General features: G+C 58.0%; 26 protein-coding genes. 7 read left to right on the top strand and 19 right to left on the bottom strand.

Annotation, left to right across the window (positions count from 1 at the left end):
- Window positions 1–2: 2 nt before the first annotated feature.
- From accD to FHT82_RS20945, 9 genes are all read right to left on the bottom strand, one after another.
- Window positions 3–905, bottom strand: coding sequence for an acetyl-CoA carboxylase, carboxyltransferase subunit beta (accD, locus tag FHT82_RS20985; protein WP_183734604.1), 903 nt, complete (start codon window positions 903–905; stop codon window positions 3–5).
- A gap of 38 nt (window positions 906–943) precedes the next feature.
- Window positions 944–1,783: a tryptophan synthase subunit alpha gene (gene trpA / locus FHT82_RS20980; protein WP_183734603.1), complete on the bottom strand. Its 840-nt coding sequence runs from the start codon at window positions 1,781–1,783 to the stop codon at window positions 944–946.
- A gap of 6 nt (window positions 1,784–1,789) precedes the next feature.
- A complete protein-coding gene (gene trpB, locus FHT82_RS20975) occupies window positions 1,790–3,010 on the bottom strand; it encodes a tryptophan synthase subunit beta (RefSeq protein ID WP_183734602.1) in 1,221 nt (406 codons plus the stop codon).
- A 2-nt stretch (window positions 3,011–3,012) separates the two neighbouring features.
- Entirely contained in the window at window positions 3,013–3,681 is a 669-nt protein-coding gene (locus FHT82_RS20970; protein ID WP_183734659.1) for a phosphoribosylanthranilate isomerase, read from the bottom strand.
- Window positions 3,682–3,752: 71 nt separating this feature from the next.
- Window positions 3,753–4,511, bottom strand: coding sequence for a M48 family metallopeptidase (locus FHT82_RS20965; RefSeq protein WP_183734601.1), 759 nt, complete (start codon window positions 4,509–4,511; stop codon window positions 3,753–3,755).
- Window positions 4,512–4,601: 90 nt separating this feature from the next.
- Window positions 4,602–5,036, bottom strand: a complete 435-nt coding sequence (locus FHT82_RS20960; protein WP_183734600.1) for a DUF2852 domain-containing protein — start codon at window positions 5,034–5,036, stop codon at window positions 4,602–4,604.
- Between the two features lie 144 nt (window positions 5,037–5,180).
- Complete coding sequence (gene phaZ / locus FHT82_RS20955) at window positions 5,181–6,455, bottom strand: polyhydroxyalkanoate depolymerase (protein ID WP_183734658.1); 1,275 nt, start codon at window positions 6,453–6,455, stop codon at window positions 5,181–5,183.
- Between the two features lie 207 nt (window positions 6,456–6,662).
- Complete coding sequence (locus tag FHT82_RS20950) at window positions 6,663–7,505, bottom strand: fumarylacetoacetate hydrolase family protein (RefSeq protein ID WP_183734599.1); 843 nt, start codon at window positions 7,503–7,505, stop codon at window positions 6,663–6,665.
- 91 nt (window positions 7,506–7,596) lie between these two features.
- A complete protein-coding gene (locus FHT82_RS20945; RefSeq protein WP_183734598.1) occupies window positions 7,597–8,550 on the bottom strand; it encodes a glutathione S-transferase family protein in 954 nt (317 codons plus the stop codon).
- A gap of 193 nt (window positions 8,551–8,743) precedes the next feature.
- Between FHT82_RS20945 and FHT82_RS20940 the strand changes: the two genes are divergently transcribed.
- Complete coding sequence (locus FHT82_RS20940) at window positions 8,744–9,340, top strand: nitroreductase family protein (protein WP_183734597.1); 597 nt, start codon at window positions 8,744–8,746, stop codon at window positions 9,338–9,340.
- Between the two features lie 60 nt (window positions 9,341–9,400).
- On the opposite strand, the gene gyrB is transcribed toward FHT82_RS20940, so the two are convergent.
- The 5 genes from gyrB to FHT82_RS20915 all read right to left on the bottom strand — a co-directional run bounded on the left by gyrB (window position 9,401) and on the right by FHT82_RS20915 (window position 14,725).
- On the bottom strand, window positions 9,401–11,836 hold the full coding sequence (gyrB, locus tag FHT82_RS20935; RefSeq protein WP_183734596.1) for a DNA topoisomerase (ATP-hydrolyzing) subunit B: 2,436 nt from the start codon (window positions 11,834–11,836) through the stop codon (window positions 9,401–9,403).
- 133 nt (window positions 11,837–11,969) lie between these two features.
- Window positions 11,970–12,347, bottom strand: coding sequence for a helix-turn-helix domain-containing protein (locus FHT82_RS20930; protein ID WP_183734595.1), 378 nt, complete (start codon window positions 12,345–12,347; stop codon window positions 11,970–11,972).
- The gene (locus FHT82_RS20925) at window positions 12,344–12,913 is read right to left on the bottom strand and encodes a Smr/MutS family protein (RefSeq protein ID WP_183734594.1); all 570 of its coding nucleotides are present in this window, start codon (window positions 12,911–12,913) and stop codon (window positions 12,344–12,346) included. The genes FHT82_RS20930 and FHT82_RS20925 overlap by 4 nt, the downstream gene beginning before the upstream one ends.
- On the bottom strand, window positions 12,913–14,028 hold the full coding sequence (locus FHT82_RS20920; RefSeq protein ID WP_183734593.1) for a murein transglycosylase A: 1,116 nt from the start codon (window positions 14,026–14,028) through the stop codon (window positions 12,913–12,915). The genes FHT82_RS20925 and FHT82_RS20920 overlap by 1 nt, the downstream gene beginning before the upstream one ends.
- Window positions 14,021–14,725 (bottom strand): Tim44/TimA family putative adaptor protein, encoded by a 705-nt coding sequence (locus FHT82_RS20915; RefSeq protein WP_183734592.1) that lies wholly within the window; start codon window positions 14,723–14,725, stop codon window positions 14,021–14,023. The genes FHT82_RS20920 and FHT82_RS20915 overlap by 8 nt, the downstream gene beginning before the upstream one ends.
- 126 nt (window positions 14,726–14,851) lie before the next feature.
- Between FHT82_RS20915 and FHT82_RS20910 the strand changes: the two genes are divergently transcribed.
- Together FHT82_RS20910 and secB are read left to right on the top strand one after the other, a co-directional pair.
- A complete protein-coding gene (locus FHT82_RS20910; protein ID WP_183734591.1) occupies window positions 14,852–15,370 on the top strand; it encodes an FxsA family protein in 519 nt (172 codons plus the stop codon).
- 98 nt (window positions 15,371–15,468) lie between these two features.
- The gene (gene secB, locus FHT82_RS20905) at window positions 15,469–15,951 is read left to right on the top strand and encodes a protein-export chaperone SecB (protein WP_007813799.1); all 483 of its coding nucleotides are present in this window, start codon (window positions 15,469–15,471) and stop codon (window positions 15,949–15,951) included.
- A gap of 58 nt (window positions 15,952–16,009) precedes the next feature.
- Here secB and dnaQ read toward each other — a convergent pair whose 3' ends face one another.
- Genes dnaQ through FHT82_RS20880 form a run of 5 tightly spaced genes read right to left on the bottom strand, consistent with a single transcriptional unit; the run spans window position 16,010 to window position 19,629 of the window.
- Window positions 16,010–16,720 carry a DNA polymerase III subunit epsilon gene (gene dnaQ / locus FHT82_RS20900; protein ID WP_183734590.1) on the bottom strand — a complete coding sequence of 237 codons (711 nt, stop codon included), beginning with the start codon at window positions 16,718–16,720 and terminating at the stop codon, window positions 16,010–16,012.
- Window positions 16,713–17,324, bottom strand: coding sequence for a dephospho-CoA kinase (gene coaE / locus FHT82_RS20895; protein WP_183734589.1), 612 nt, complete (start codon window positions 17,322–17,324; stop codon window positions 16,713–16,715). Before coaE ends, dnaQ begins: the two co-directional genes overlap by 8 nt.
- A complete protein-coding gene (locus FHT82_RS20890; RefSeq protein WP_183734588.1) occupies window positions 17,324–18,181 on the bottom strand; it encodes a shikimate dehydrogenase in 858 nt (285 codons plus the stop codon). Before FHT82_RS20890 ends, coaE begins: the two co-directional genes overlap by 1 nt.
- Window positions 18,174–18,773, bottom strand: coding sequence for a Maf-like protein (locus tag FHT82_RS20885; protein ID WP_183734587.1), 600 nt, complete (start codon window positions 18,771–18,773; stop codon window positions 18,174–18,176). The genes FHT82_RS20890 and FHT82_RS20885 overlap by 8 nt, the downstream gene beginning before the upstream one ends.
- Window positions 18,774–18,807: 34 nt before the next feature.
- Window positions 18,808–19,629, bottom strand: a complete 822-nt coding sequence (locus FHT82_RS20880; protein WP_183734586.1) for a pyruvate, water dikinase regulatory protein — start codon at window positions 19,627–19,629, stop codon at window positions 18,808–18,810.
- 402 nt (window positions 19,630–20,031) lie between these two features.
- On the opposite strand from FHT82_RS20880, the gene hemE reads away from it, so the two are divergent.
- The 4 genes from hemE (at window position 20,032) to mnmE (ending at window position 24,495) form a co-directional block, all read left to right on the top strand.
- Window positions 20,032–21,069: a uroporphyrinogen decarboxylase gene (hemE, locus tag FHT82_RS20875; RefSeq protein ID WP_183734585.1), complete on the top strand. Its 1,038-nt coding sequence runs from the start codon at window positions 20,032–20,034 to the stop codon at window positions 21,067–21,069.
- Window positions 21,069–21,605 carry a protoporphyrinogen oxidase HemJ gene (gene hemJ / locus FHT82_RS20870; RefSeq protein ID WP_183734584.1) on the top strand — a complete coding sequence of 179 codons (537 nt, stop codon included), beginning with the start codon at window positions 21,069–21,071 and terminating at the stop codon, window positions 21,603–21,605. Before hemE ends, hemJ begins: the two co-directional genes overlap by 1 nt.
- A gap of 196 nt (window positions 21,606–21,801) precedes the next feature.
- Window positions 21,802–23,067, top strand: a complete 1,266-nt coding sequence (rho, locus tag FHT82_RS20865; RefSeq protein WP_029868909.1) for a transcription termination factor Rho — start codon at window positions 21,802–21,804, stop codon at window positions 23,065–23,067.
- A 105-nt stretch (window positions 23,068–23,172) separates the two neighbouring features.
- On the top strand, window positions 23,173–24,495 hold the full coding sequence (mnmE, locus tag FHT82_RS20860) for a tRNA uridine-5-carboxymethylaminomethyl(34) synthesis GTPase MnmE (protein WP_183734583.1): 1,323 nt from the start codon (window positions 23,173–23,175) through the stop codon (window positions 24,493–24,495).
- Window positions 24,496–24,542: the final 47 nt, after the last annotated feature.

Raw genomic sequence — 24,542 nt, 5'->3', positions numbered from 1 at the left:
GCTCAGGCGCTCGCCGCCAGAGCAATCACCCCATTGGCATCATTTGCAGCCGAAACCGGCTTCTTGGTCAGGATCTTCAAGAGGCGCGCCAGCGTCTCGGGGATATCGTGACGTTTGACGACCATGTCGACCACGCCGTGCTCCAGCAGATATTCCGATGTCTGGAAGCCCTCGGGGAGCTTTTCACGCAGCGTCTGTTCGATGACGCGCTTGCCGGCAAAGCCGATTTCGGCACCCGGTTCGGCCAGATGAATGTCGCCGAGCATGGCGTAGGACGCGGTCACGCCGCCGGTGGTCGGGTTGGTCAGAACCACGATATAGGGCTGGCCCGCTTCCTTGAGCATATCGACGGCAACCGTCGTGCGCGGAAGCTGCATCAACGACAGGATGCCTTCCTGCATGCGCGCACCGCCGGAAGCCGGGAACATGACGAGCGGGCACTTTTCGGCGATCGCGCGTTCGAAGGCTTTGACGATCGCTTCGCCGGCAGCCATGCCGAGCGAGCCGCCGATGAAGTTGAATTCATGAACGACCGCGACCAGCTTCAGGCCCTGCACGTTGCCGAGACCGGCAAGGATCGTGTCTTCCTGCTCCGTCTTGAGGCGGCTGTCGCGCAGACGGTCGCTATATTTCTTGGAATCGCGGAACTTCAGCGGGTCCTGGGCGACCTTCGGCTGCGGCAGGGCTTCGTATTCGCCCTTGTCGAACAGGTCGGCAAGGCGCGCCTTGGCCGGCATCTTCATATGATAGCCGGAGGCAGGAATAACCCACTTGTTGCTTTCCAGGTCCTTGTGGAAGACCATCTCGCCCGTTTCCGGGCACTTGATCCAGAGGTTCTCCGGCACTTCGCGACGTCCCAGCATGGAATTGATCCGCGGGCGAACGTAGTTGGTGATCCAGTTCAACTCGAATACTCCTATTGACTAGTGCCAATGTGGGGAAACTATTCGGCAGCAACAAGGCGCGCCGAACGCGTTCCTGTGGAAAGACCCCGAACCAGCGTCGCAACGGCCTGAACCGTATCCGCTGTCGCCTTTCCATCCGCCGTCAGCGTATTGGCCACCTGATTGACGATCGCGGTACCGACGACCACGCCGTCAGCCGAGGCGCCGATGACCTTTGCGTGCTCTGCCGTCTTGACGCCGAAGCCGACGCAAACGGGCAAGTCGGTATGCTCCTTGATGCGCTTGACCGCACCCGCAACCAGCGACGGATCCGGCAGCGCCGAACCGGTGATGCCGGTCATCGAGACGTAATAAACGAAGCCAGACGTATTATTCAGAACGGTCGGCAGGCGCTTCTCGTCCGTCGTCGGCGTTGCCAGACGAATGAAATTGATGCCCTTCCTCAGCGCCGGGATGCAGAGCTCATCGTCCATTTCCGGCGGCAGGTCGACGACGATCAGGCCATCGATGCCGGATGCCAGCGCATCGTCGAGGAACTTCTCGACGCCGTAGATATAGATCGGGTTGTAGTAACCCATCATGACGATCGGCGTCGTGTCATTGCTCTTGCGGAAGTCGGCAGCGAGCTGCAGCGTCTTCTTCAGCGTCTGACCGCCCTTCAGGGCGCGCTGGCCGGCCAGCTGGATCGCCGGACCATCGGCCATCGGATCAGAGAACGGCATGCCGAGTTCAATGATATCTGAACCGGCTTCCGGCAGCGCCTTCATGATGCCGAGCGAGGTCTCGTAGTCGGGATCGCCGCCCATGAAATAGGTTACGAGCGCCGGGCGGCCTTCCGCCTTCAGATCGGCGAAGCGTTTATCCATACGTGCGGTCATATCTCTTTACTCACCCATTCCCAGGATCTTGCCGACGGTGAAGATGTCCTTGTCGCCACGGCCGGAGAGGTTCATCAGGATGATCTCGTCCTTGCCCATCTTGGGCGCACGCTTGATAACTTCGGCAAGCGCATGCGAAGGCTCAAGCGCCGGAATGATGCCTTCGAGGCGCGTCAGCGTCTGGAAGGCATCGAGCGCCTCATGATCCATGATCGGCACATATTCGGCACGACCGATATCGTTCAGCCACGAATGTTCCGGGCCAATACCGGGATAATCGAGACCAGCCGAGATCGAATGGCCTTCCTTGATCTGCCCGTCACCGTCCTGCAGCAGATAGGTACGGTTGCCATGCAGCACGCCGGGCGAGCCGGCGGTGATCGAGGCGCAATGTTCATCACCCTGCAGCCCTTTGCCGCCGGCTTCGACGCCGACGATCTTGACGTCCTTATCATCAAGGAAGGGATGGAAGATGCCGATCGCATTCGAACCACCGCCAACGGCAGCGATGACGAGATCAGGCAGGCGGCCTTCGGCCTCAAGGATCTGCTCTCTGGCTTCCGTGCCGATGACGGCCTGGAAATCGCGCACCATTTCCGGATAGGGGTGCGGGCCGGCGGCGGTGCCGATCAGGTAGTAAGTGTTGTCAACGTTGGTGACCCAGTCACGCAGCGCCTCATTCATCGCATCCTTCAACGTGCCGCTGCCAGCCGTAACAGGCTTTACCTCGGCACCGAGCAGCTTCATGCGGAACACATTCGGGGCCTGGCGCTCGACGTCGGTCGCCCCCATGTAGACGACGCAGGGCAGGCCGAAGCGGGCGGCGACGGTCGCGGAGGCCACGCCGTGCTGGCCGGCGCCGGTCTCGGCAATGATGCGCGTCTTGCCCATGCGTTTGGCAAGCAGGATCTGGCCGATGCAGTTGTTGATCTTGTGCGAACCGGTATGGTTCAGCTCTTCACGCTTGAAATAGATCTTGGCGCCACCGAGATGCTCCGTCAGGCGCTCGGCATAATAGAGCGGGCTCGGACGGCCGATATAGTGGGCGCCGAGATGCTTCAATTCCGCCTGGAATTCCGGATCATCCTTCGCCTTGTTCCACTCTTCCTGCAGATCGAGGATCAGAGGCATCAGGGTTTCGGCCACAAAGCGGCCCCCGTAAATGCCGAAGCGGCCGTCTTCGTCGGGACCGGCGCGGAAGGAATTCGGTTTAGGCGTCTCGTTCACTTTCAACTCCCTGAGGTCGTTTCAGGCATACACGCCTGTTCAACCGCATCGAAAAACTCATCGATCATGTCCAGGCTTTTCACACCCGGAGCGCTCTCGACACCGGAAGCGGTATCGACACCCGGAGCCCTGGTCATCGCCAGCGCCTGCCCGACATTGGCCTTGTTGAGCCCGCCTGACAGCATGTAGTCGACGCTGCCGTCAAGCCAGGTGAGCAGACCCCAATCAAAGGAAACGCCATTACCACCCGGTAGTTCAGAGTCTTTGGGCGGCTTGGCGTCGAAAAGGAAGCGGTCGGCAATGCCGATATAGGCCTCAACCCTTTTCAAGTCATCGGCAGTACGGACCGACAACGCCTTGATGATCGGGATGCCATACACCGCCTTGATGGTCAGCACGCGCTCGGGGCTCTCGCTACCGTGGAGCTGCAGCATGTCGGGGCGCAAAAGGGCTACGATTTCATCGAGATCGTCATTGGTTGGATCAACCACGACAGCAACGATCTTCGCCTTGCCACGCGCCGGCTCAGCGAGCTTGCCGGCAATATCGGGCTCAACGTAACGCGGGCTCTTCTGGAAAAAATTGAAGCCGATGTGTGTCGCTCCGCGCTTCAATGCGCGCTCGACAGTCTCAGGCGTCTTCAAACCGCAGATTTTGATATCCGGTCTCATGGCAGCGAAGTGACACGAAACGGGCGAAGAGTCGAGCCAATTTGCAATGCTGGCCGCATTTAACGCGGCGCTTAATCGAAGTCGATCGCGTGCAATTGGCTGCCGTGACGCTTCAGCCAGGACTTCGCCTCTTCCATGTGCGGGCAAAGCCTCTTGCAGAGCGCCCAGAAGTGTGGACCGTGGTTCATTTCCTTCAGATGCGCAACCTCATGGGCGGCGAGGTAATCGATCACCGAAGGTGGCGCCATGACAATGCGCCAGGAGAAGCTCAGATTTCCTTCCGAAGAACAGGAACCCCAGCGGCTGCGGGTATCCTTCATGGAAATCGAGCGGATCGGCGCCTTGATGGAGCCGGCATGCAGGCGCGACAGTCTCTCAAGATCGGCGCGGGCTTCCTTCTTGAGGAAGGTCGCGATGCGCCGGCCGATATGTTCCGACATGCCGCTGACGCGAAGCACCGGTTTGCCGTCCAGCATGACGGCCTCAGTCAGGCCGCGCAAGCTGCCGGTGTGCTCGATGCGATGTCTGATACCGCGAAAGAGAATTTCGCCACCGTCGCGCAGACCCGTATCTGTCGAGAATTTCGCGAGCTTGGTCAGCAGCCAGCCCTGATGCCGATCGAGGAAAGCGTTGACTTCGCGGGCAGCAAGCCCCTTCGGCACCGTCATCTTCAGTGCCCGGCCGCCTGGCTCAATGCGAAGCGTGATCCGGGTTGCCCGATCATGCTGCTTGATCGTCAAGGGCATGAGGCGGCCGGCGACATCGAGCGTCCGCGTTTCGGGCGGCGCCGGTTTTCTTGTCGGGCGGCGGATCTTCGGAAGCGGAAACATAGGGATTTTCTATACGATTCGGCGGAAATCCGCGCAAAGAAAAACCGGCATCGGAAGCGATGCCGGCCGTAGATTTTCTGTGATCACACTTTACGGCGTCTGGTACTCTGCGACTGGACCATTGTCGTCGCGTCTGCCGTTCTTGCGCTCGCGCATGAAGCGGTCGAATTCTTCCTGATCCTTGGCGCGGCGGAGCTCGCGCAGGTAGGAATCGAATTCCTCACGCATTTCATCGAGCTTGCGGCGCTCCTCCTCGATACGATCGAGCTCGGCCTTGCGCCAATCGTCGAAGGCGACGTTGCCCGTCGAGAAATGCGGGCGGTGACGGCCATGCGAACGACGGCAGCCTGCAAAGAAGCCATCGGTCGCCTGGTTCACGTCACGCTTGAAGCCGCGCAGGCGCTCGCCGAAGATGATGTAGGCAAGCATGGCCAGCCCCAGAGGCCAGAAAACCATGAAGCCAAGGATCATCAAGGCAACGGTAGCCGGAGTCCAATCCGGGCGAAGCAATGCTGACTGGTTCATCGTGCGGTATCCTTGCGTTCAACACCCGACACGATGCCGAGTGCTGGAAAACCAGATGGTTACCGCTGAACCGGCCTTCAAGACGATTTCAGGTTAAATCGGACAAGGCTTTGAATCGATGACATTAAATCAGCGTTTTCTAACTCACACCGATTTGCCGCCCTTGATGACCCGCTGGACCGGTGGTTTCGTCGCACGGGAATGCTGGCGCGTGAAGGAGACGATACGGGGCGCAATCTCGCGGCGGAAGCGGGAACCGTTGAAGACGCCGTAGTGGCCGACATCCGGCTGCAGGTAATGCATGCGCATCTCCTGGGGAATGTTCATGCAGATGGTCTGCGCAGCCTGCGTCTGGCCGACACCCGAGATATCGTCATTCTCGCCCTCGACCGTCAACAAAGCGACGTTGCGGATCGCTGAAGGGTCGACGCGTTTACCGCGATGCATCAGTTCGCCCCTCGGCAGCGCGTGCTTCATGAAGACCTGTTCGACAGTCTGCAGATAGAACTCCGCAGTCAGGTCCATGACGGCGAGATATTCGTCGTAGAAATCACGGTGCTTTTCTGGCTCGCCGTCGTTCTTCACGAGATGCATGAAGAATTCCTTGTGGGCAATCAGATGCCGATCGAGGTTCATCGACATGAAGCCTGAAAGCTGCAGAAAACCGGGATAGACGGGGCGCATGAAGCCCGGTTGCGGCCAGGGCACGTTCATGACAACGTTATCGGCAAACCATTCGAGCGGGCGCTCCTTGGCAAGCTTGTTGACGGCCGTCGGATTGATGCGAGTGTCGATCGGCCCACCCATCAGCGTCATGGACGACGGCGAGAGCGGATCCTTGGCTTCTTCCATGATGGCCGCCGCCGCCAGCACCGGCACCGAGGGCTGACAGACGGCGATGACATGGGTGTCATGACCGAGGAAATGCAGCATCTCGATAACGTAGTCTATGTAATCCGAAAGATCGAAGGTGCCTTCCGTCATCGGCACCATGCGGGCATCGATCCAATCGGTGATGTAGATATCGGCGCTCGGCAGCAATGCCTCGACGGTGCCCCGCAGCAGGGTCGCATAGTGGCCGGACATCGGCGCGACAATGAGAATGCGCGGATCGCCGTTATTGCCGGCCGGCACATCGCGGGAAAAATGCAGAAGGTTACAGAAGGAGCGCGCCCAGACGATTTCCTCGCGCACCGCAACCTTCTTGCCGTCGATCAAAGTTTCGTTGAGCCCGAATTCCGGCTTGCCGTAACGGCGGGTCGTTCGCTCGAACATTTCGAGACTGGCCGAAATAGTGCGGCCCATCGGAGTCTGTGAAAAGGGGTTCAGCGGATTGGAATAGGCAAAACGCATGATATCGGCTGCAGCGCGGAACGGTGCCAACGCTGCATGGTTCAATTCATAAAGCTGGTAGAACATGAAGGGCGCCACCTTTCTCTATCCGGCAAAGACGGCGCCAATTGAAGGGCACCGGGTTCTTTCCGTTAACGCTGGCACATCAACGTAGGCTAACAGGTTTTTGTTGCACAGCAACATAACATTACAATCCGAAAGAAAAATGCCGGAAAATTGATCCCCGGCATTATCTTGGTGCACAAAGTTTAAGCTTTTCAGCCGGAAAAATAGTTAACGATCTGCTACGAAGAGCTGCTTCTGAGTGCCGAGACCTTCGATACCGAGTTCGACGACATCGCCGTCCTTCAGGAAACGCGGCGGCTTCATGCCCATGCCGACACCGGGAGGCGTGCCGGTAGAAATGACGTCACCAGGCTGCAGGGACATGAACTGGCTGAGATAGGAGACCACGAAGGCGACGCCATAGACCATGGTCTTGGTGGAGCCGTCTTGCATCGTCTGCCCGTTGACCTTGAGCCACATGCCGAGGTTCTGCGGATCCTCGACCTCATCCTTGGTGACGAGCCAGGGGCCGATCGGCCCGAAGGTGTCACAAGACTTGCCCTTGGTCCATTGGCCGGAACGCTCGGTCTGGAAGGCGCGCTCGGAGACGTCATTGGAGACGCAGTAGCCGGCAACATAATCCAGGGCCTCGGCTTCGCTCACATATTTGGCGGTCTTGCCGATAACGACACCAAGCTCGACTTCCCAGTCGGTCTTTTCGGAACCGCGCGGAATCTGGACATTGTCGTTCGGGCCGACGATCGCCGACGTTGCCTTCATGAAAATGACGGGTTCGGGGGGCACGGTCGCGCCCGTTTCGGCCGCATGGTCTGAGTAATTCAGGCCGATGCAGATGAATTTTCCGGTGCCGGCAACGCAGGCTCCGATACGGCCAGGGGCCAGTTCCGGCAGGCTCTTCGGATCAAGGGCTGCAATCTTCGCAAGGCCAGCGGGCGTGATCGCTTCGCCGCCGATATCGGCGACATGGGCAGAAAGATCGCGGATCTTGCCATCGGCATCGAGCAGGGCCGGCTTTTCGCGGCCCGCTTCTCCAACGCGCATCAGCTTCATGAATATCCTCCTCATGGAAAGCGGGTGCGCCACCTATGAACGAATTATTCATCGGTGTCATTATGCCTTTCCGCGGAAGCGGTACGCCCGGCTAGAAAATTTCGGTGAGTTGCGGTCCGACGGGAACGATGCGGATGGGATTGAGGCTCTCGATCGAATAATAGCCCCGCTTGATGTGATCGAAATTCACGGTCTCGGCGATGCCGGGCCAATCCAGCATCCGGCGGCAGAAAGCCCTGAGGTTGGCATAATCGGAGAGGCGCCGCAGATTGCATTTGAAGAGGCCGTGATAGGCGATATCAAAACGCACCAGCGTGACGAACAGGCGAATATCGGCTTCCGTCGGATGGTCAGCAAAAAGGAAGCTGCGTCCCTCAAGCTGCGGTTCGATCCAGTCGAGGCATGCGAAGACCTCCGCAAAAGCCTCCTCATACGCGATCTGCGTCGTCGCAAAGCCAGTGCGATAGACACCGTTGTTCAGTGACGGATAAATGCGCTCGTTGAAGGCATCTATCTCGCTGCGCCGAGCGGCCGGATAGAGATCAATGTCGCCATCCGCGAGATCACCAAAGCCGCTGTTCAACATGCGCAGGATATCGGAGGATTCGTTGTTGACGATCGTTGCGCGCTTCTTGTCCCAGAGAACTGGGACCGTCGCTCGCCCGGTGAAATCGGGATCCGCCTTGGTATAGATCTCATGCATATAGGTGGCGCCGTTCAACTCATCCGCAGTCGCGCCGGGATAATCGCCAAAACGCCAGCCCTGCTTGCTGAGCGCCGGTTCGACGATCGAAACCGAAACGGCGTCTTCAAGCCCCTTGAGCTTGCGGCCGATCAGCGTGCGCGAAGCCCAGGGGCAGATATAGGCAACATAGAGATGGTAGCGCCCTGCCTCGGCGGCAAAACCACCCTCGCCCGTCGGACCCGCGCTGCCGTCAGGCGTCACCCAGCTGCGGAAGCTCGATATCTGACGGACGAAACCACCCTTCTCGTCCTTCGCCTGGACCGGCTGCCAGCCTTCGGTCCATTTCCCATTCACCAGCATACCGTATTTCCTGATCGATCGGATTTGACGCTGCTTTACCGGGAGTTCCTCGCGCGCGTAAGGCCAGTTTCTGGAAACAGATTGTGCACCGGCTGCGACCAAACTCTGCTTGCCAAGCAAGCGAGCACGGAAATATCACTTAGGTGATCTCTGCGATGGAATCGCCGTCCATCGCCAACTTCCGGAAGCCAGTATGACGAAAGCCAATAGCCGCGAATCCGAATATGCAATCGATCCGATGTTTCTCGACCGCTGGTCGCCCCGCGCCTTTACCGGCGAGATCATCGAAGAGGCTCAGCTGCTGACACTGCTCGATGCCGCACACTGGGCACCGTCCTCCGCAAACATGCAGCCGTGGCGGTTCCTCTATGCATTGAAAGGCTCCGAGCATTGGGAAGAATTCGTGAGCCTGCTCGTCGAATCCAACCAGGAATGGGCGAAGAACGCTTCGGCGCTGATCTTTGTGGTCTCGCGCAGCTTCAACGGCGCTCGCAGCGAGGGACGCTCAAGCTATACGCACTCTTTTGATGCCGGCACAGCCTGGGGCCATCTTGCCATGCAGGCCCGTATTTCCGGCTTCTATGCCCATGGCATGGGCGGCATCAAGCATGACGAGATCAAGGAAAAGCTTGGTGTTCCCGATGGCTATCGCGTCGAAGCCGGCATTGCCGTCGGTCGCATCGCCGACAAGAACACCCTTTCCGAGCGCAACCGCGAGCGCGAATTTCCGAGCCAGCGCAAGCCGCTTTCGGAAGTCGCCTTCAACGGTCATTTCATCGGCAACGATTGATTACAAATAAAAAGCCCCGCAAGCCTGATGGCTGCGGGGCTCTTTCGTGACCGGTTTCGGTCAGATATCGAGGTTTGCGACGCTCAGCGCATTTTCCTGGATGAATTCGCGGCGCGGCTCGACCTCATCGCCCATCAAACGAGCAAAGAGACCGTCGGCATCGGTCGCATCGCTGACCTTTACCTGCAGCAGCGAGCGAACGTTCGGATCGAGCGTCGTTTCCCAAAGCTGCTCGGCATTCATTTCGCCAAGACCCTTGTAGCGCTGCATTGTCAGGCCCTTGCGACCACTTGCAAAAATTGCCTCGAGCAAAGCGCGAGGGCCGGAAATTTCCTGATCGCCGTCCCGCCGGCTCAGTGCGGGCGGGATCTGATAGATTTCTTTCATGCGCGGCGTGAGCTGGTCGATGAGGCGGGCATCCTGGGAACCGATCAGTGCCATATCGAGCACAATAACCTCCTTGACGCCGCGGACCATGCGCTCCAGACGAATGCCGCCCTCGCTGGTGAGGCTGCCTTCCCAACCACGTTCAGTTTCCTCGGCGATAATATCGAGGCGCTTGGCCACTTCTGTCGCCAGTTCCTGAGCGCGTTCGGCATTGCTGACCAGTTCGGCATTGAGCGCGCCGGCAATGGCTGCCTGCTCGACGACCGCGCGATTGTAACGCGAATGCAGGTTATCGAGCAGTGCACGCAGACGCAGGGCATCGTGAATGACCTCGTTCAGGTCCTGCCCGACGCGGACCTCACCGCTGGCGAGCTTCAGCGCCGCGTCATCGAGACCCTGGCCGATCAAATAGTCTTCCAATGCCTTTTCATTCTTGACGTACTGCACCGACTTGCCGCGCGAGACCTTATAGAGCGGTGGCTGGGCGATATAGAGATGGCCGCGTTCGATCAGTTCCGGCATCTGGCGGAAGAAGAAGGTAAGCAGCAGCGTGCGGATGTGGGCGCCATCGACGTCAGCGTCCGTCATGATGATGATCTTGTGATAACGCAGCTTTTCGGCGTTGAATTCGTCCTTGCCGATGCCGGTGCCGAGTGCAGTGATCAGCGTGCCGATTTCCTGGCTCGACAGCATCTTGTCGAAACGGGCGCGTTCGACATTCAGGATCTTGCCGCGCAACGGCAGGATCGCCTGATTTTCGCGCGAGCGCCCCTGCTTGGCCGAGCCGCCTGCCGAGTCGCCCTCGACGAGGAAAACTTCGGACTTGGCCGGATCACGCTCGGAGCAATCGGCAAGCTTCCCGGGAAGCGAAGCAATATCGAGCGCACCCTTGCGGCGCGTCAATTCGCGCGCCTTGCGGGCGGCTTCGCGGGCAGCAGCGGCTTCGACGACCTTGCCGACGAGAACCTTGGCTTCACCGGGATGTTCTTCGAGCCAGGTGCTGAGCGCCTCGTTGACCAGGCTTTCGACAACCGGACGCACTTCCGAGGAAACGAGCTTATCCTTGGTCTGCGACGAGAATTTTGGATCCGGCACCTTTACCGACAGGACGGCGGTCAGGCCTTCGCGGCAGTCATCACCGGTCAGTGTCACCTTTTCCTTCTTGGTGATGCCAGAGGTATCGGCATAGGAGGTGATCTGGCGTGTCAATGCGGCGCGGAAACCGGCCATATGCGTGCCGCCATCGCGCTGGGGAATGTTATTGGTAAAGCAGAGCACGTTCTCGTGGTAGCTGTCGTTCCACCACATGGCGACTTCGACGGTAATGCCGTCCTTCTCGCCGCGGATCGCGACCGGCTTTTCGACGAGCGGCTTCTTGGCGCGATCGAGATAGGAGACGAAGGCCTCGAGGCCGCCGTCATACATCATCTCTTCCTGCTTGATGTCGGAATGACGCTTGTCCGTCAGCAGGATGCGGACGCCGGAATTGAGGAAGGCCAGTTCACGCAGGCGGTGCTCAAGCGTGCCATAATCGAACTCCGTCATGGTGAAGGTTCCGGAGCTCGGCATGAAGCTAACTTCCGTGCCGGTCTCGTTACCGGCTTCGCCGGTCACCTTCAGCGGCGCATCGGCAACGCCGTGGGTGAAGCTCATCTCATGGATCTTGCCGTGGCGGCGAATCTTCAGCTTCAGCCACACCGAGAGCGCGTTGACGACCGAAACGCCGACGCCATGCAGACCACCCGAAACCTTGTAGGAATTCTGGTCGAACTTACCGCCGGCATGCAGCTGGGTCATGATGACTTCGGCAGCCGATACGCCTTCGCCGCTATGGATATCCGTCGGAATGCCGCGGCCATTATCCGTCACAGTCACCGAACCATCAGGATTAAGCGAAACGGTAACGATATCGGCATGACCGGCGAGCGCTTCGTCGATCGCGTTATCGACGACTTCGTAGACCATATGGTGAAGGCCGGAGCCGTCGTCGGTATCGCCGATATACATGCCGGGGCGCTTGCGCACGGCATCAAGGCCTTTCAGAACCTTAATGGAATCTGCGCCATATTCGGTATTTACGCCGTTTTCCGTCGCGGGTGCATCGGTCATTCTGTCGAGATTTTCCCTGTTGTCGTCAGCAACGGCGCGCCTTGCGAATCACCGGCTTTTTCAATGTTGAATATAGGTTTTTTGCAGCGAGTTCCCAATGGCAAGGCCCTAAAACAAGGCATAAATCAGGGGATTATGACGCTTTTCCGTCCCCTTTGCCGCCATTTTCAAGAAACGCCGATAGCCGGGCGATATCGGTGCTGTCAAGGTTGCGAATTCGCTTGGCAAGGCGATTGGCGAATTCGGTATATTCGGGCGGCAGGCCCGAAGTATCCACGATCACACGCGGATCAGAAGAGCCTGCAACGAGGAAGAGTTCCTCCGCCTCATCCCAGATGATGTTGAAGTAGCCGGCGATGCGCTGCAGGAGATCGAAGCTCGGCACGCCGCGCCTTCCATGCTCGAGCGCCGAGAGATAGGCAGGCGAAACATTCAGGGCGGCCGCCATCTGTTTCTGCGTCACGCCCTTGCGGGCGCGCAGCTTGCGGACTGCTTCAGCAAACGGCGTCACGACGTTTCTCCGGAGCGCCGGGAGAGGCGGATATAGAGCGCACCCTCGCCACCATGATGCTGGGCCGCCGACTCATAGGACGAAATCAGAAAGCGGAATTCCGGCTTGGAGAACCAGAGCGGCACGGCACGTTTCAAGGCGCCTTCGCTACCCATGGAGCTACCCTTGCCAGTAATGACGAGAACATGCCGCATACCGCGCTCATGAGCCCGGATCAGGAAATCGAGCAAGAAAGAATGTGCTTCGCTCTGCACCATGCCGTGAAGGTCGATGCGCGCTTCCAGTGCCAGTTTGCCCTTTGCGATCTTGCGCTTGACCGGCCGCTCCAGCGGATGGTGGACGCCCGATGGCTGTTTTGCGGGCATTTGCGGTGCTGGCTGCTGCAGATGAGGTGAAGCCGTCTTCTGCTTTTCGGCCTTTTCCTGTTCGGCCGCTGCTTCGGCTTCCAGCAGGAATGCGTCGAGCGCGGTCAGCTCATCCGTCTTGCCAGGCATAGGCCGGGTGCTGCGGGCTACCCTGCCCCAGAGGATTCTTTCGTCCGAGCTGAGCTTGCGGTCCTTCGCCATCAGAGGAACCTCGCTGCAGCGGTATTCGGAATGAGAATTACAAAATCGGCATCGTTGCGCACCGTCCCTGCCAGTTCTCCCGCAGCATAACCCGAACCGGTGAAAATGTCGCCGCGTGCGGGGCCGACGATTGCCGAACCGGTGTCCAGGGCCAGCATCAGCCGCTGAAACGGCTTGCCGCCATCAAGATGCGTCAGGCTTTCGGAGCGGATGAAGAATGGAAAGCCGAAAGTATGGACCAGGCGGTCGACAGCGAGCGAGCGACCCGCAAGCAATGGTACCTTCGCTGCGGCGATCGGCCCCGCATTCGGATCGCCCACCGGCGCTTCCCGAAAGAAGATATAGGAGCGGTTATGCCAGAGGATTTCGTCGACCTGGTCCGGATGGGCAGCGAGCCAAGCGCGGATTGACTGCATGGATATGTCGGCGCGGTCAATTTCGTCACGGTCGATCAGCAGCTTGCCGATGGCCGAGAACGGATGGCCGGCTTTGGCGGCATAGGTGATACGTCCGATGCTGCCATCCGGATAACGCAGACGAGCGGCGCCTTGGACATGGACGAAAAAAAGATCGGCCTTCGATTTCGCCCAGGCGATCTCAAGACCGCAGCCTTCGAGATAGCCCTGATCGATGTCACGACGATCCGGATAGGCATCGATCAGCCCGTCACGCAACCGCCCGAATACGTAAGAACCATCGAGCTTGCCTGGACGATTTTGATCATCGAGGTCGATGAGGTCCTCCGGGCGCCGGTAGATGGGAAAACGGTAGGTCGCATCCTGTCTGTCGGAAACGTCGATTTCCGGTTCGTAGAAGGCAGTGACGAAACCACTGACGCCGTCGGCCCGGACAATCCGGAACGGCTGACAGTGCTTTTCAAAAAAGGCGCGGGCTTCCTCTGCCGAGGACGGACGAAACGCCTCTGTTTCCTCCAGCAATGGAAGAAGATCGGCTGAACTCAGCCCCAGCGAACCGGTACGATAAGGGTTCGTTTCGGAAATATGACGGCGACAGCTAGCCATGACTTCAAAAAGGCTGGAGGGATCGTCATCCCTCCAGCCTTCCATTGCGTCGAAACTGACTGCCTGAAGGGCAAAGCCGGCTGCGTCACTCATGTTCCGATTCGGTCGCGACGAGTTTCCAGTTGGGGTCTCGCGATCGCGTATCGCGAGCGAAGGTCCAGAGGTCGTTGACCTCGGCGACATTTTCGGCATCGCCGTCGATCAGTGCGTCGCTCTTGTCGTAAGTCGCTGAGATCAGCTGGCTGATGATGCGCACGGTAATCTGCGCCTCGCTGCCCTTGGTCTCGGCATGGGTAATCTCGGCCTTGTCGATACCCACGAAGGTGGACTTCATCTTCTCGCCTTTGTTTTCGCGATCGCTGATCGCCGCGTCGAAGCCGTCATAGACTTCCCGGGAGAGAAGATTCTTCAGCGTTTTACGGTCTCCATCGGCAAAGGCCATGACAATCATCTCGTAGGCCATGCGGGCGCCATTCAAGAATTCCTTGGGGTCGAAGGAGGCATCGGCTCGGTTGAGCGCTCGCAACGATTCGTTCAGCGGCGTGCCGGCCGGTGCGAAAGCGTCGATGGCGGAAAAGCGATCTTCCTCTTCGCCATTCGCATCGCGTCGTGGCAGAGTTACGACCTTGCCGGCATCGGCGGTATCGTTCTGCGCGGCGTCCCGTGGCGTATAGAGATCACGCGGCGGCTTCTCATTTCCGGTGCGACGTCCAAGAACGGACCGAAGCTGAAAGAAAATCAGCACCGCCGCCACCAAGAAAAATAAAGTGATGAAGTCGTTTGAACTCATATCCCGCCGTTCGCTGTTAACATCCCTAATATCTAACCCCATATAGTCCGGCTATACGAATGATTCAAATCATGGCTGGTATCTTCGCCAGTGCCAAGAGGAGCCCGAGCCACTCGGGATAAAGAGATGCGTTTTTCCATGCTGCCGGTTTTCGGGCTGCTTCTGCCGCTTGCCGAGATCGCCGGCTTCGTGATTGTCGGCCGCGCAGTTGGACTTGCCGCGACGCTGGCGCTTGTCGTGCTGGGCTTTGTCGTCGGTTCATTCCTCTTGCGCCGGCAAGGTATCAGCATCCTGCGTCGCATGTCCGCCGAGGGGCGCAGCGGTACCATGCCTGGACGGGAATTGCTCAATCCGGCGATGACCGTAATCGCCGCGCTGCTCTTCATCATCCCGGGCTTTCTCTCGGATATACTGGCGATCCTGCTTCTTATCCCGCAGGTTCGCAATCTGCTTTGGCGGTCGATCGCAAAGCGTTTCGTTGTCGTTGGCACGGCCGGCGGCGGTTTTTCGGCGTCCTCGCGTCCGGATTTTCGAGGCCGGCCAGACAAGTCGGGCGATTCAAAGGTGGTCGATCTCGATGAAGAGGACTATCATCGCGAGCCGAACGGCAAGTCGCCCTGGTCCGGCAAACAGCTCGGTGACTGATGCGGCGGCGTATTAACTGCGCCGGAGGCCCAGGGTTGTAAGCCTATCCCCGAAATGTTAGATGGCGGCACCATTCAATGCCCCTCGAGGAAAAGCCCATGGCAGACGATAACAGCAGCAACGGCGCAGCGAGCCCGACCCTTTCGATCCTTGCCCAATACGTCAAGGATCTTTCCTTCGAAAACCCGGGCGCACCGCGCTCGCTTCAGGCCCGCGACAAGGCACCGGCGATCAACATCAATGTGAACGTCAACGCTAACCCGTTGTCCGAAACGGATTTCGATGTCGTGCTGTCGCTGATCGCTGAAGCCAAGGAAGGCGATAAGACGGTATTCCATACCGAGCTCGTCTATGGCGGTGTCTTCCGCGTTGCCGGCTTCCCGCAGGAGCACATGCTGCCGGTTCTCTTCATCGAATGCCCGCGCATGCTCTTCCCGTTCGCCCGCCAGATCATTGCCGACGTCACCCGCAACGGCGGCTTCCCGCCGCTGATGATCGATCCGATCGATTTCGCGCAGATGTTCGCGCAGCGCGTTGCCGAAGAGCAGGCTCGCTCCAAGGTTCAGGCCGTTCCGAACTGAGCGGCTCTCACAGGCTGGATATTCAAATGCCCGGGCAAAAAACCCGGGCATTTTTGTTTCAGTCGAATTGATCGTATTTGGACCAGACTGCCTTCTGTCCAAGTTTGGCGATCAAGGCGTTGTGGGCTTCGGCTTCCTCTTCGCTCAATCGCGGCGCCAGCGGCCGCGGCCGCTCGATGATGGTGGCGACGATAACCTCTTCCACCGCGACTTCACCCGTGCGCTGGCTTGCGGGACCCGAAAGACCGAGTGCTGCCTGCCGACCGCCGATCATCTCGATATAAACTTCGGCCAGAAGCTCGGAGTCGAGAAGGGCGCCGTGTTTCGTCCGGTGCGAATTGTCGATGCCGTAACGACGGCACAACGCATCGAGCGAGTTTGGACCCATAGGATGCTTACGGCGGGCAAGCGAGAGCGTATCGACGACCCGATCCGGCAGGATGGGTGGCAAGCCGATCCGGGCTAGTTCGGAGTTGACGAAACCCATATCGAAGGTGGCGTTGTGGGCGATCCATTTGCCGTCGCCGAAAAATTCCAGGATCTGGTCGACGACATCAGCAAAGGGCGGTTTGTCCTTCAGAAATTCGTCAGTGATGCCATGCACGGCGAGCGCATCCGGATGAACCTTCTGGTCACCCGGATTGACGAAAAGATGGATCGTCCTTCCTGTCGGAAAATGGTTGAGGAGTTCGATGCCGCCGATTTCAATGATGCGGTCCGAGCGATTGTCGAGGCCGGTGGTTTCCGTATCGAAAATGATTTCACGCATGCGGGGCTTCGTCCTTCGCTATCCGCTTCTTCAGGTCGGCGATGATATCTGCCACTTGTTCCCTTGCCACCTCGATGTCGTGGCCGCTGTCCACGACGTAGTCAGCCCGGCGGCGTTTTTCCGCATCGGGTGTCTGGCGAGAGAGAATCATATTGAATTTTTCTTCCGTCATGTTCGGACGTGCAAGCACTCTCCGTCGCTGAATCTGTGGATCGGCGCTGACGACGACAATAACATCAACCCTCTGTTCGGCGCCGGTCTCGAAAAGCAGGGGTATATCGAGCACTACCATATCTGCCCCCGCGTCCTCCTGCCGCGCCAGGAATTCACTCTCCCGCCTGCGCACCAGAGGGTGGACGATTTGTTCAAGCCGCTTGAAACCAGCCGGGTCCTGAGCGAGCTGGCGGCCAAGTTCCTGACGATCAACAACACCGTTTTTCATCGTGCCGGGGAAAGCCGCATCGACCAAAGGGGCTGCCTCGCCAGCATAGAGATCATGGACGACCGCATCGGAATCGTTAACTGGAACACCAGCTTCCGCAAAGAGCTTCGCCGTCGTCGACTTGCCCATTCCGATGGAACCGGTGAGGCCGATCTTCAGCATCAGTGTTTTTCCATATCCGCTATTATCAGAGCCCGCAGCGTTTCATCGACGACGGGCCGTTTGCCGAACCATTTTTCAAATCCCGGCACGGCCTGATGCAACAGCATGCCAAGGCCATCGACAATGGCGAAACCTTGCTCCTCCGCCTGAGCGAGGATCGGCGTTTTCAGCGGCACATAGACAATGTCGGTAACGACAGCATCCGGGGCCAGCGGCGAAAAGTCGATCACCGGTGCCGCGTCCCCATCCATCCCAAGAGACGTAGTGTTAATGAATAGTCCGGCCCCTTTCATCACTTCGCCGATAGCCGCCATCGGATGGGCATGGACCTTCGGGCCGAAGCGGTCGGCCAGTTCCCGCGCCCGCTCGACCGTGCGATTGACGACGTGGATTTCGCTGAAACCTCGGTCACGGACGGCCTGGATGACCGCTCGGCTCGCACCGCCGGCGCCAAAGATCACGACCCTATCGTGCCGGTCCCAGCCGGGATGGAGTTCATCGAGATTAGCAGTGAAGCCGCGGCCATCCGTGTTGGTGGCGACAAGTTTTCCGTCCTCCAGCCACAGCGTATTCGAGGCGCCGAGTTCTTCCGAGAGTTCATCGGGCTCATCGGCCAATTTGAAGGCCAATTCCTTGTGAGGGATTGTGACGTTGCCGCCGATGAAACCAGCGCTACCGTCTCGCAGGGAGGCGATAAAATTCGCAAAGGCTTCCGGGGCGACCTCATGGGCGCGGTAACTGCCGGGCAGATTGAGCGTCTTTAGCCAGTGACCGTGGATCAGCGGTGAGCGCGAGTGCCTGACTGGAAAGCCCGTGACAAACGCTTTCGGCCCTAGTGTTTCACGTGAATCATCCATCGATCGCTTCCAGTTCCCGGAGTTTTGCAAGGAGCGGTAACATCGGTAGGCCAAGGATCGTGAAATAGTCGCCGTCGATTTTCTCGAATAGCTGGATCCCCTCCCCCTCCAATTGATAGGCCCCGACACTCGCCAGTGCCTTTGCACCGACGCGTTCCAGATGACGCGCGATGAAATCGTCCGTCAGCGGTCGCATCGTCAGTTCGGCGTGCGCGACGTGCCGCCACAAGACTTCACCGTTTCTGACAATGGCGATCGCGCTGTTCAGGCGATGTGTCTTACCTGCAAGCACACGCAGATGATTGGCAGCATCGGTCATATCTTCCGGTTTGTGAAAAACCTGAGAGCCGAGTGACATCGTCTGGTCCGAGCCGATGATCAGCGCGGCGCTGAGGCGCCGGCTGACATATTCCGCTTTTGCCTCCGCCAGAACGAGCGCTACTTCATCCGGCGTCGCCCCGGATTTTTCCAACGGCGCTTCTATTGCCCGCTCGTCGATCTGAGCAGCATGCGCTTCGAAAGCGAGGCCGGCATTTTCCATCAGCATGCGGCGGAACGGGCTCGACGATGCAAGAACGAGCTTCGGTGTCATCCAGGTCCTCGACAACAATTCAGTTGTTCAGCGCTTAACGCAGCTTCGGCCGCAGGGCAACGATGGCCGCCGCCGTTTCCTCGATCGAGCGCCGCGTCACATCGATCATCGGCCAATTATGCCGGGCACAGAGGGAGCGTGCATATTTCAGCTCCTCCGAGATTGCCGCCCGGTCGGTATAATGCTCACGGTCGAAACCGGGTGTCGTTCCGAGCAGGCGATTTTCCCGAACTTGGGAAATCCGGTCGGTGGTGGCGATGAGGCAGACGATCAGGGGTCTGGTTGCAGTCAGCAGACCCTCGGGCAAAGGCACGCCATAAACGATCGGTATGTTCGCCGTCTTGATGCCACGGTTTGCAAGATAGATGCTGGTTGGCGTTTTTGACGTGCGGCTGATCCCGACGATGACGACATCGGCCTCATTATAGTCTTCATGCATCTGACCGTCATCGTGATCCATGGTGAAGTTCAGGGCCTCGATACGCGCAAAGTATCCAGCGTTCATGACATGCTGGGCGCCGACGCGACGCCTTGACGGCGCACCGAGATAGATCTGGAACGCACCGATGACCGGCTCCAGGACATTGACGGATGCCACACCCATTTCCGCGCAGCGCTCATCGATGAGGCTTGCGAGTTCGCGGTCGACGATCGTGTAGAGCACGATGCCGGGTTCATTGTCGATCGCCTGGAGAACCGGCATCAATTGCTTGCGGTTGCGGATCAGCGGATAGACATGCTCGATTGGCTGGGCGGACTTGAATTGCGCTGATGCAGCCCGGCCAGCCGAGATCAGAGTCTCTCCGGTGGAGTCAGAAATCAGATGCAGATGGAAGAAGTTGGTTCTGTTCTCCACGCTATTTTCCGCTGCCTGTTGAAAAGACTGGATAGCGAAGAGCTAATGGGCGGGCCGGGATCGAGGCAAGGGAAAACATGTCCCCTTTTCCACATTCCGGATTTGGCGATGTCATATTGCATCAGCTTGTGGATGATGGGGACTTTAACCAAAGGTCCCGTCGGGATTCACAGCTTATCCACAGCAAGGGTTTCAAATGACATCTAGTGAAACCTCTGGAATCGCTGTCTGATTCGAATTTTCCCTGGTTTTGGGAATCAAACGGCGTTTTCTGTGCGGGCTATTCGTGTCCGCCGTGACAAATAGCGCTGTCCGTGGATGGATTTTAATCCTTGATAGACACCGACTCTAAGAAATAGAAACCTTTTAAAATATCTTTGGATTTTTATAGGGAAGAAGCGCTTGAGCGAAATGCGCCGGAAAATCATGCGGGTTCTCGATGGTGAAACTCTGACCCCACCTCCTCTCTGGCTGATGAGACAGGCAGGCCGGTATCTGCCGGAATACAGAGAAACACGCGCCAAGGCGGGAAGTTTCCTCGATCTCTGTTATTCGCCGGACTATGCCGTAGAGGTTACGCTCCAGCCGATACGGCGCTACGGCTTTGATGCTGCCATCCTGTTTTCAGACATCCTGGTCATTCCTGATGCGATGAAGCGCAATGTGCGTTTCATCGAGGGACATGGTCCGGAAATGGATCCGATCGATGAGACGGGTATTGCCGGCCTGGATGGAGAGAATGTCGTCGGTTACCTGCAGCCGGTGCTGGAGACGGTGAGGCGTCTGAGGAAAGAGCTTCCTTTGGAGACGACGCTTCTCGGTTTCTGCGGAGCGCCGTGGACGGTGGCTACCTATATGATTGCCGGTCACGGCACGCCGGACCAGGCGCCTGCCCGTCTCTTTGCCTACAGGCATCCGCGTGCTTTCGAGCATTTGCTGATGCTGCTTGCCGATGTTTCGGCCGACTATCTCGTGGCGCAGATCGATGCGGGCGCTGATGCAGTGCAGATCTTCGATTCTTGGGCCGGTGTTCTCGGAGAGAGAGAATTCGAGGCTTTTGCTATTCGACCCGTTGCTCGCATGATTGCTTCCATCAAGGCGCGGCGGCCGCAGGCGCGGATCATCGCCTTTGCCAAGGGTGCGGGCTACATGCTGAAGACCTATCGGCAAAAGACAGGAGCTGATGCGATCGGGCTCGACTGGTCCGTCCCGCTCGCTTTTGCGGCCGAGCTGCAGAAGGACGGACCGGTGCAGGGCAATCTCGATCCGATGCGGGTCGTGGCTGGCGGTCGTTCGTTGGAGGAAGGTATCGACGACATTCTTCAGGTGCTTGGAAATGGACCGCTGATCTTCAATCTCGGTCATGGCATCACACCGCAGGCAGATCCGGAGAATATACGCCTGCTCGTCGAGCGTGTGCGTGGCGCGGGGGCCGCGTGATGGAAAAGCAGACGAATCAAAAGCCGGGTGCCTATGCCCGCCGCCGGGCGCATTTTGCGCTGATCTTCTTTGCACTTCTGGCCGTCGGGCTCTTCGTCTGGAACCCCGACAATCTCTATCTCTGGATCAAGGCCCTCCACATCATCGCGGTGATCTCGTGGATGGCCGGGCTTTTCTACATGCCCCGGCTCTTCATCTACCACACGGATGCGGAACCCGGTTCGGTTCAATCCGAGACCTTCAAGGTGATGGAGCGCCGCCTGCTCAGGATCATCATGAACCCGGCCATGATGCTGACCTGGATCCTCGGTCTTTATCTCGCCTGGTCGGTCTATGATTTTCAGGGGGGCTGGCTGCACGCAAAGATCGGGTTGGTTGTCCTTCTGACCATTGTCCATGTCTTTTTCAGCAGGGCTGTGCGGGCCTTCGAACGGGATGAGAACCGTCGCTCGGCCCGTTACTGGCGCTTCATGAATGAGGCGCCGACGGTGTTGATGATCCTCATCGTGATCCTTGTCGTGGTGAAGCCTTTTTGATGCCAGGGGCGGTGCGGGTTAAATTTCAGTCATTTTAAGCAGCCCTCTTGCGGGCCGGGTTCCGACTCGCTATTTTCCGCCCATCTCATCTTCGTGGCATGTGTGTAGAGTTCAGTCGCCTGCGAGCCCTTTCGCAGTACCGAATACGACCCAACATCGCCTTTCCCCTTCTAAAATAAAGAGTATTGGTCACTTCATGGCTGAAATGAAGCTTCAGGAACTTAAGAGTAAATCCCCGACGGATCTTCTGGCTTTTGCCGAATCGCTCGAGGTGGAGAATGCGAGCACGATGCGCAAGCAGGAGCTCATGTTTGCAATCCTCAAGGTTCTTGCCAGTCAGGATATCGAAATTATCGGCGAAGGCGTCGTTGAAGTCCTGCAGGATGGTTTCGGGTTTCTTCGCTCCGCAAATGCCAACTATTTGCCCGGCCCGGACGATATCTACATCTCCCCTTCCCAGATCCGTCGTTTTTCACTGAAGACCGGTGATACGGTCGAGGGTCCGATCCGTGGTCCGAAGGAGGGCGAACGCTATTTCGCGCTTCTAAAGGTCAATACGATCAACTTTGACGATCCGGAAAAGATCCGTCACAAGGTCCACTTCGACAACCTGACGCCGCTCTATCCGAACGAGCGTTTCAAGATGGAACTTGATGTTCCAACCTCCAAGGATCTTTCGCCGCGCGTCATCGATCTCGTGGCGCCTCTTGGTAAAGGCCAGCGCGGTCTGATCGTTGCTCCGCCGCGTACGGGTAAAACGGTTCTCCTGCAGAACATCGCTCATTCGATCACCGCGAATCACCCGGAATGCTACCTGATCGTCCTGCTGATCGACGAACGTCCGGAAGAAGTCACGGACATGCAGCGGTCGGTCCGCGGAGAAGTCATTTCTTCCACATTCGATGAGCCGGCGGTCCGGCATGTCCAGGTCGCCGAAATGGTGATCGAAAAGGCCAAGCGTCTTGTGGAACACGGCCGCGATGTCGTCATCCTGCTCGATTCCATCACTCGCCTTGGTCGCGCCTACAACACCGTCGTTCCTTCTTCAGGTAAGGTTCTGACCGGTGGTGTTGACGCGAATGCCCTGCAGCGCCCGAAGCGGTTCTTCGGCGCGGCACGTAATATCGAAGAAGGTGGTTCGCTGACCATTATCGCGACGGCGCTCATCGACACCGGCAGCCGCATGGACGAAGTCATCTTCGAAGAGTTCAAGGGTACCGGTAACTCGGAAATCGTTCTCGACCGCAAGGTTGCCGATAAGCGTATCTTCCCGGCCATGGATATTCTCAAGTCAGGGACCCGCAAGGAAGATCTGCTCGTTCCGCGGCAGGATCTGCAGAAGATCTTCGTCCTGCGCCGTATCCTTGCTCCCATGGGCACGACTGATGCAATCGAATTCCTCATCGACAAGCTGAAGCAGACGAAGAATAATGGTGATTTCTTCGACTCGATGAATACCTGATCATTAGCCGGATTCCTCAGATTGAGGCTGGTGAGTCGTTATGCGACCGCCAGCCTTTTTCTGTTTTAGATTGATCTGGAAACGAACTGATAGGCTGAAGACCGTATGGAAACGTGGAACGACACCATATTCGCTCTTTCAAGCGGCGCTCCGCCGTCAGGCGTGTCTGTTGTTCGTGTCAGTGGCCCGCAAACCCGTTTTATCCTGGAAGACCTGATCGGCGGAGTTCCGTCACCAAGATCTGCCGCCTACCGAACGATTCGGACGCGGAACGGTTTGACGATCGATTCTGGACTGGTTCTCTTTTTTCCGGGTCCGGCGTCTTTCACCGGAGAGGATTCCGCAGAGTTCCAGGCCCACGGTTCGAAAGCGGTCATATCAGCTCTTTTGAGAGAACTAGCATCGTTTCAGCAAACCCGACTTGCGATGGAGGGAGAGTTCAGCCGCCGTGCCTTTGAAAATGGCAAACTTGATCTCGTTGAGGTCGAGGGACTAGCGGACCTTATTGCGGCCGAGACTGAAATGCAGCGTCGTCTGGCACTTGAGCAGAGTTCAGGTGGTCTGTCGCGCCTATATGATTCGTGGGCGGAACGAATTACGCGTTCTCGAGCGCTGATCGAGGCGGAACTTGATTTTCCGGACGAGGATGATGTTCCTGGATCTGTTTCCGATCAGGTCTGGACGTCGCTGGCAGAGCTCCGGAGAGAAATGGAAGATCATCTTTCCCATGCGGAAATGGGAGAGATCGTCCGCGATGGTTTTAAGGTCGTTATTGCCGGCGCGCCCAATGCTGGTAAGTCCAGCTTGATGAATTGGTTTGCGCAAAGGGATGTGGCAATCGTTACCGATATCGCGGGGACGACCCGTGATGTTCTCCATGTGGATATCAATCTGAATGGGTATCTGGTTAAGCTCTATGATACGGCGGGCCTGCGAGACACAGTCGATATCGTGGAGCAGGAAGGTATCAAGAGAGCACAGATGGCGCTGACCAATGCCGATCTCGTCCTCTTTCTGGCTGATATGGGTTCGGCGCTACCGGTGGATCCTGCCGACTTGGAGCGCGCCTCATCGCATGTTATTGTCGGCACTAAGTGCGATCTGTATCCTTCGGTCGATTCCTATGACCTTCAGATTTCCACAATGACGGGTGAGGGTCTTCCGGAGCTTCGGGACTATGTTTCTTCCTTTATCGAACGGAAGTTTGGGGGATTATCCTTATCCGTCCCGACACGAGGGCGGCATAAAGATTCACTCTCGAAATGTTTGAGCGCCCTATCAGCGGCAATCGATCAGGCAGAGCAAAGTTTGGAGATCAGGGCGGAATCTTTGAGGCTCGCAGGTGATCATTTGGGGCGTATCACCGGACGCGTTGACGTCGAAGATCTTCTTGGCGTCATCTTTTCGGAGTTCTGTATCGGAAAATGATTCACGTGGAACATTCGATGCGACCGAACGGGGATAGTTTCACGTGA

Source organism: Rhizobium sp. BK275 (assembly GCF_014193555.1).
In the GTDB taxonomy this organism is placed as follows: Bacteria; Pseudomonadota; Alphaproteobacteria; order Rhizobiales; family Rhizobiaceae; genus Rhizobium.
Note: the sequence above shows the minus strand (reverse complement) of the source record. Positions and strands in the feature narration are given on the sequence as shown.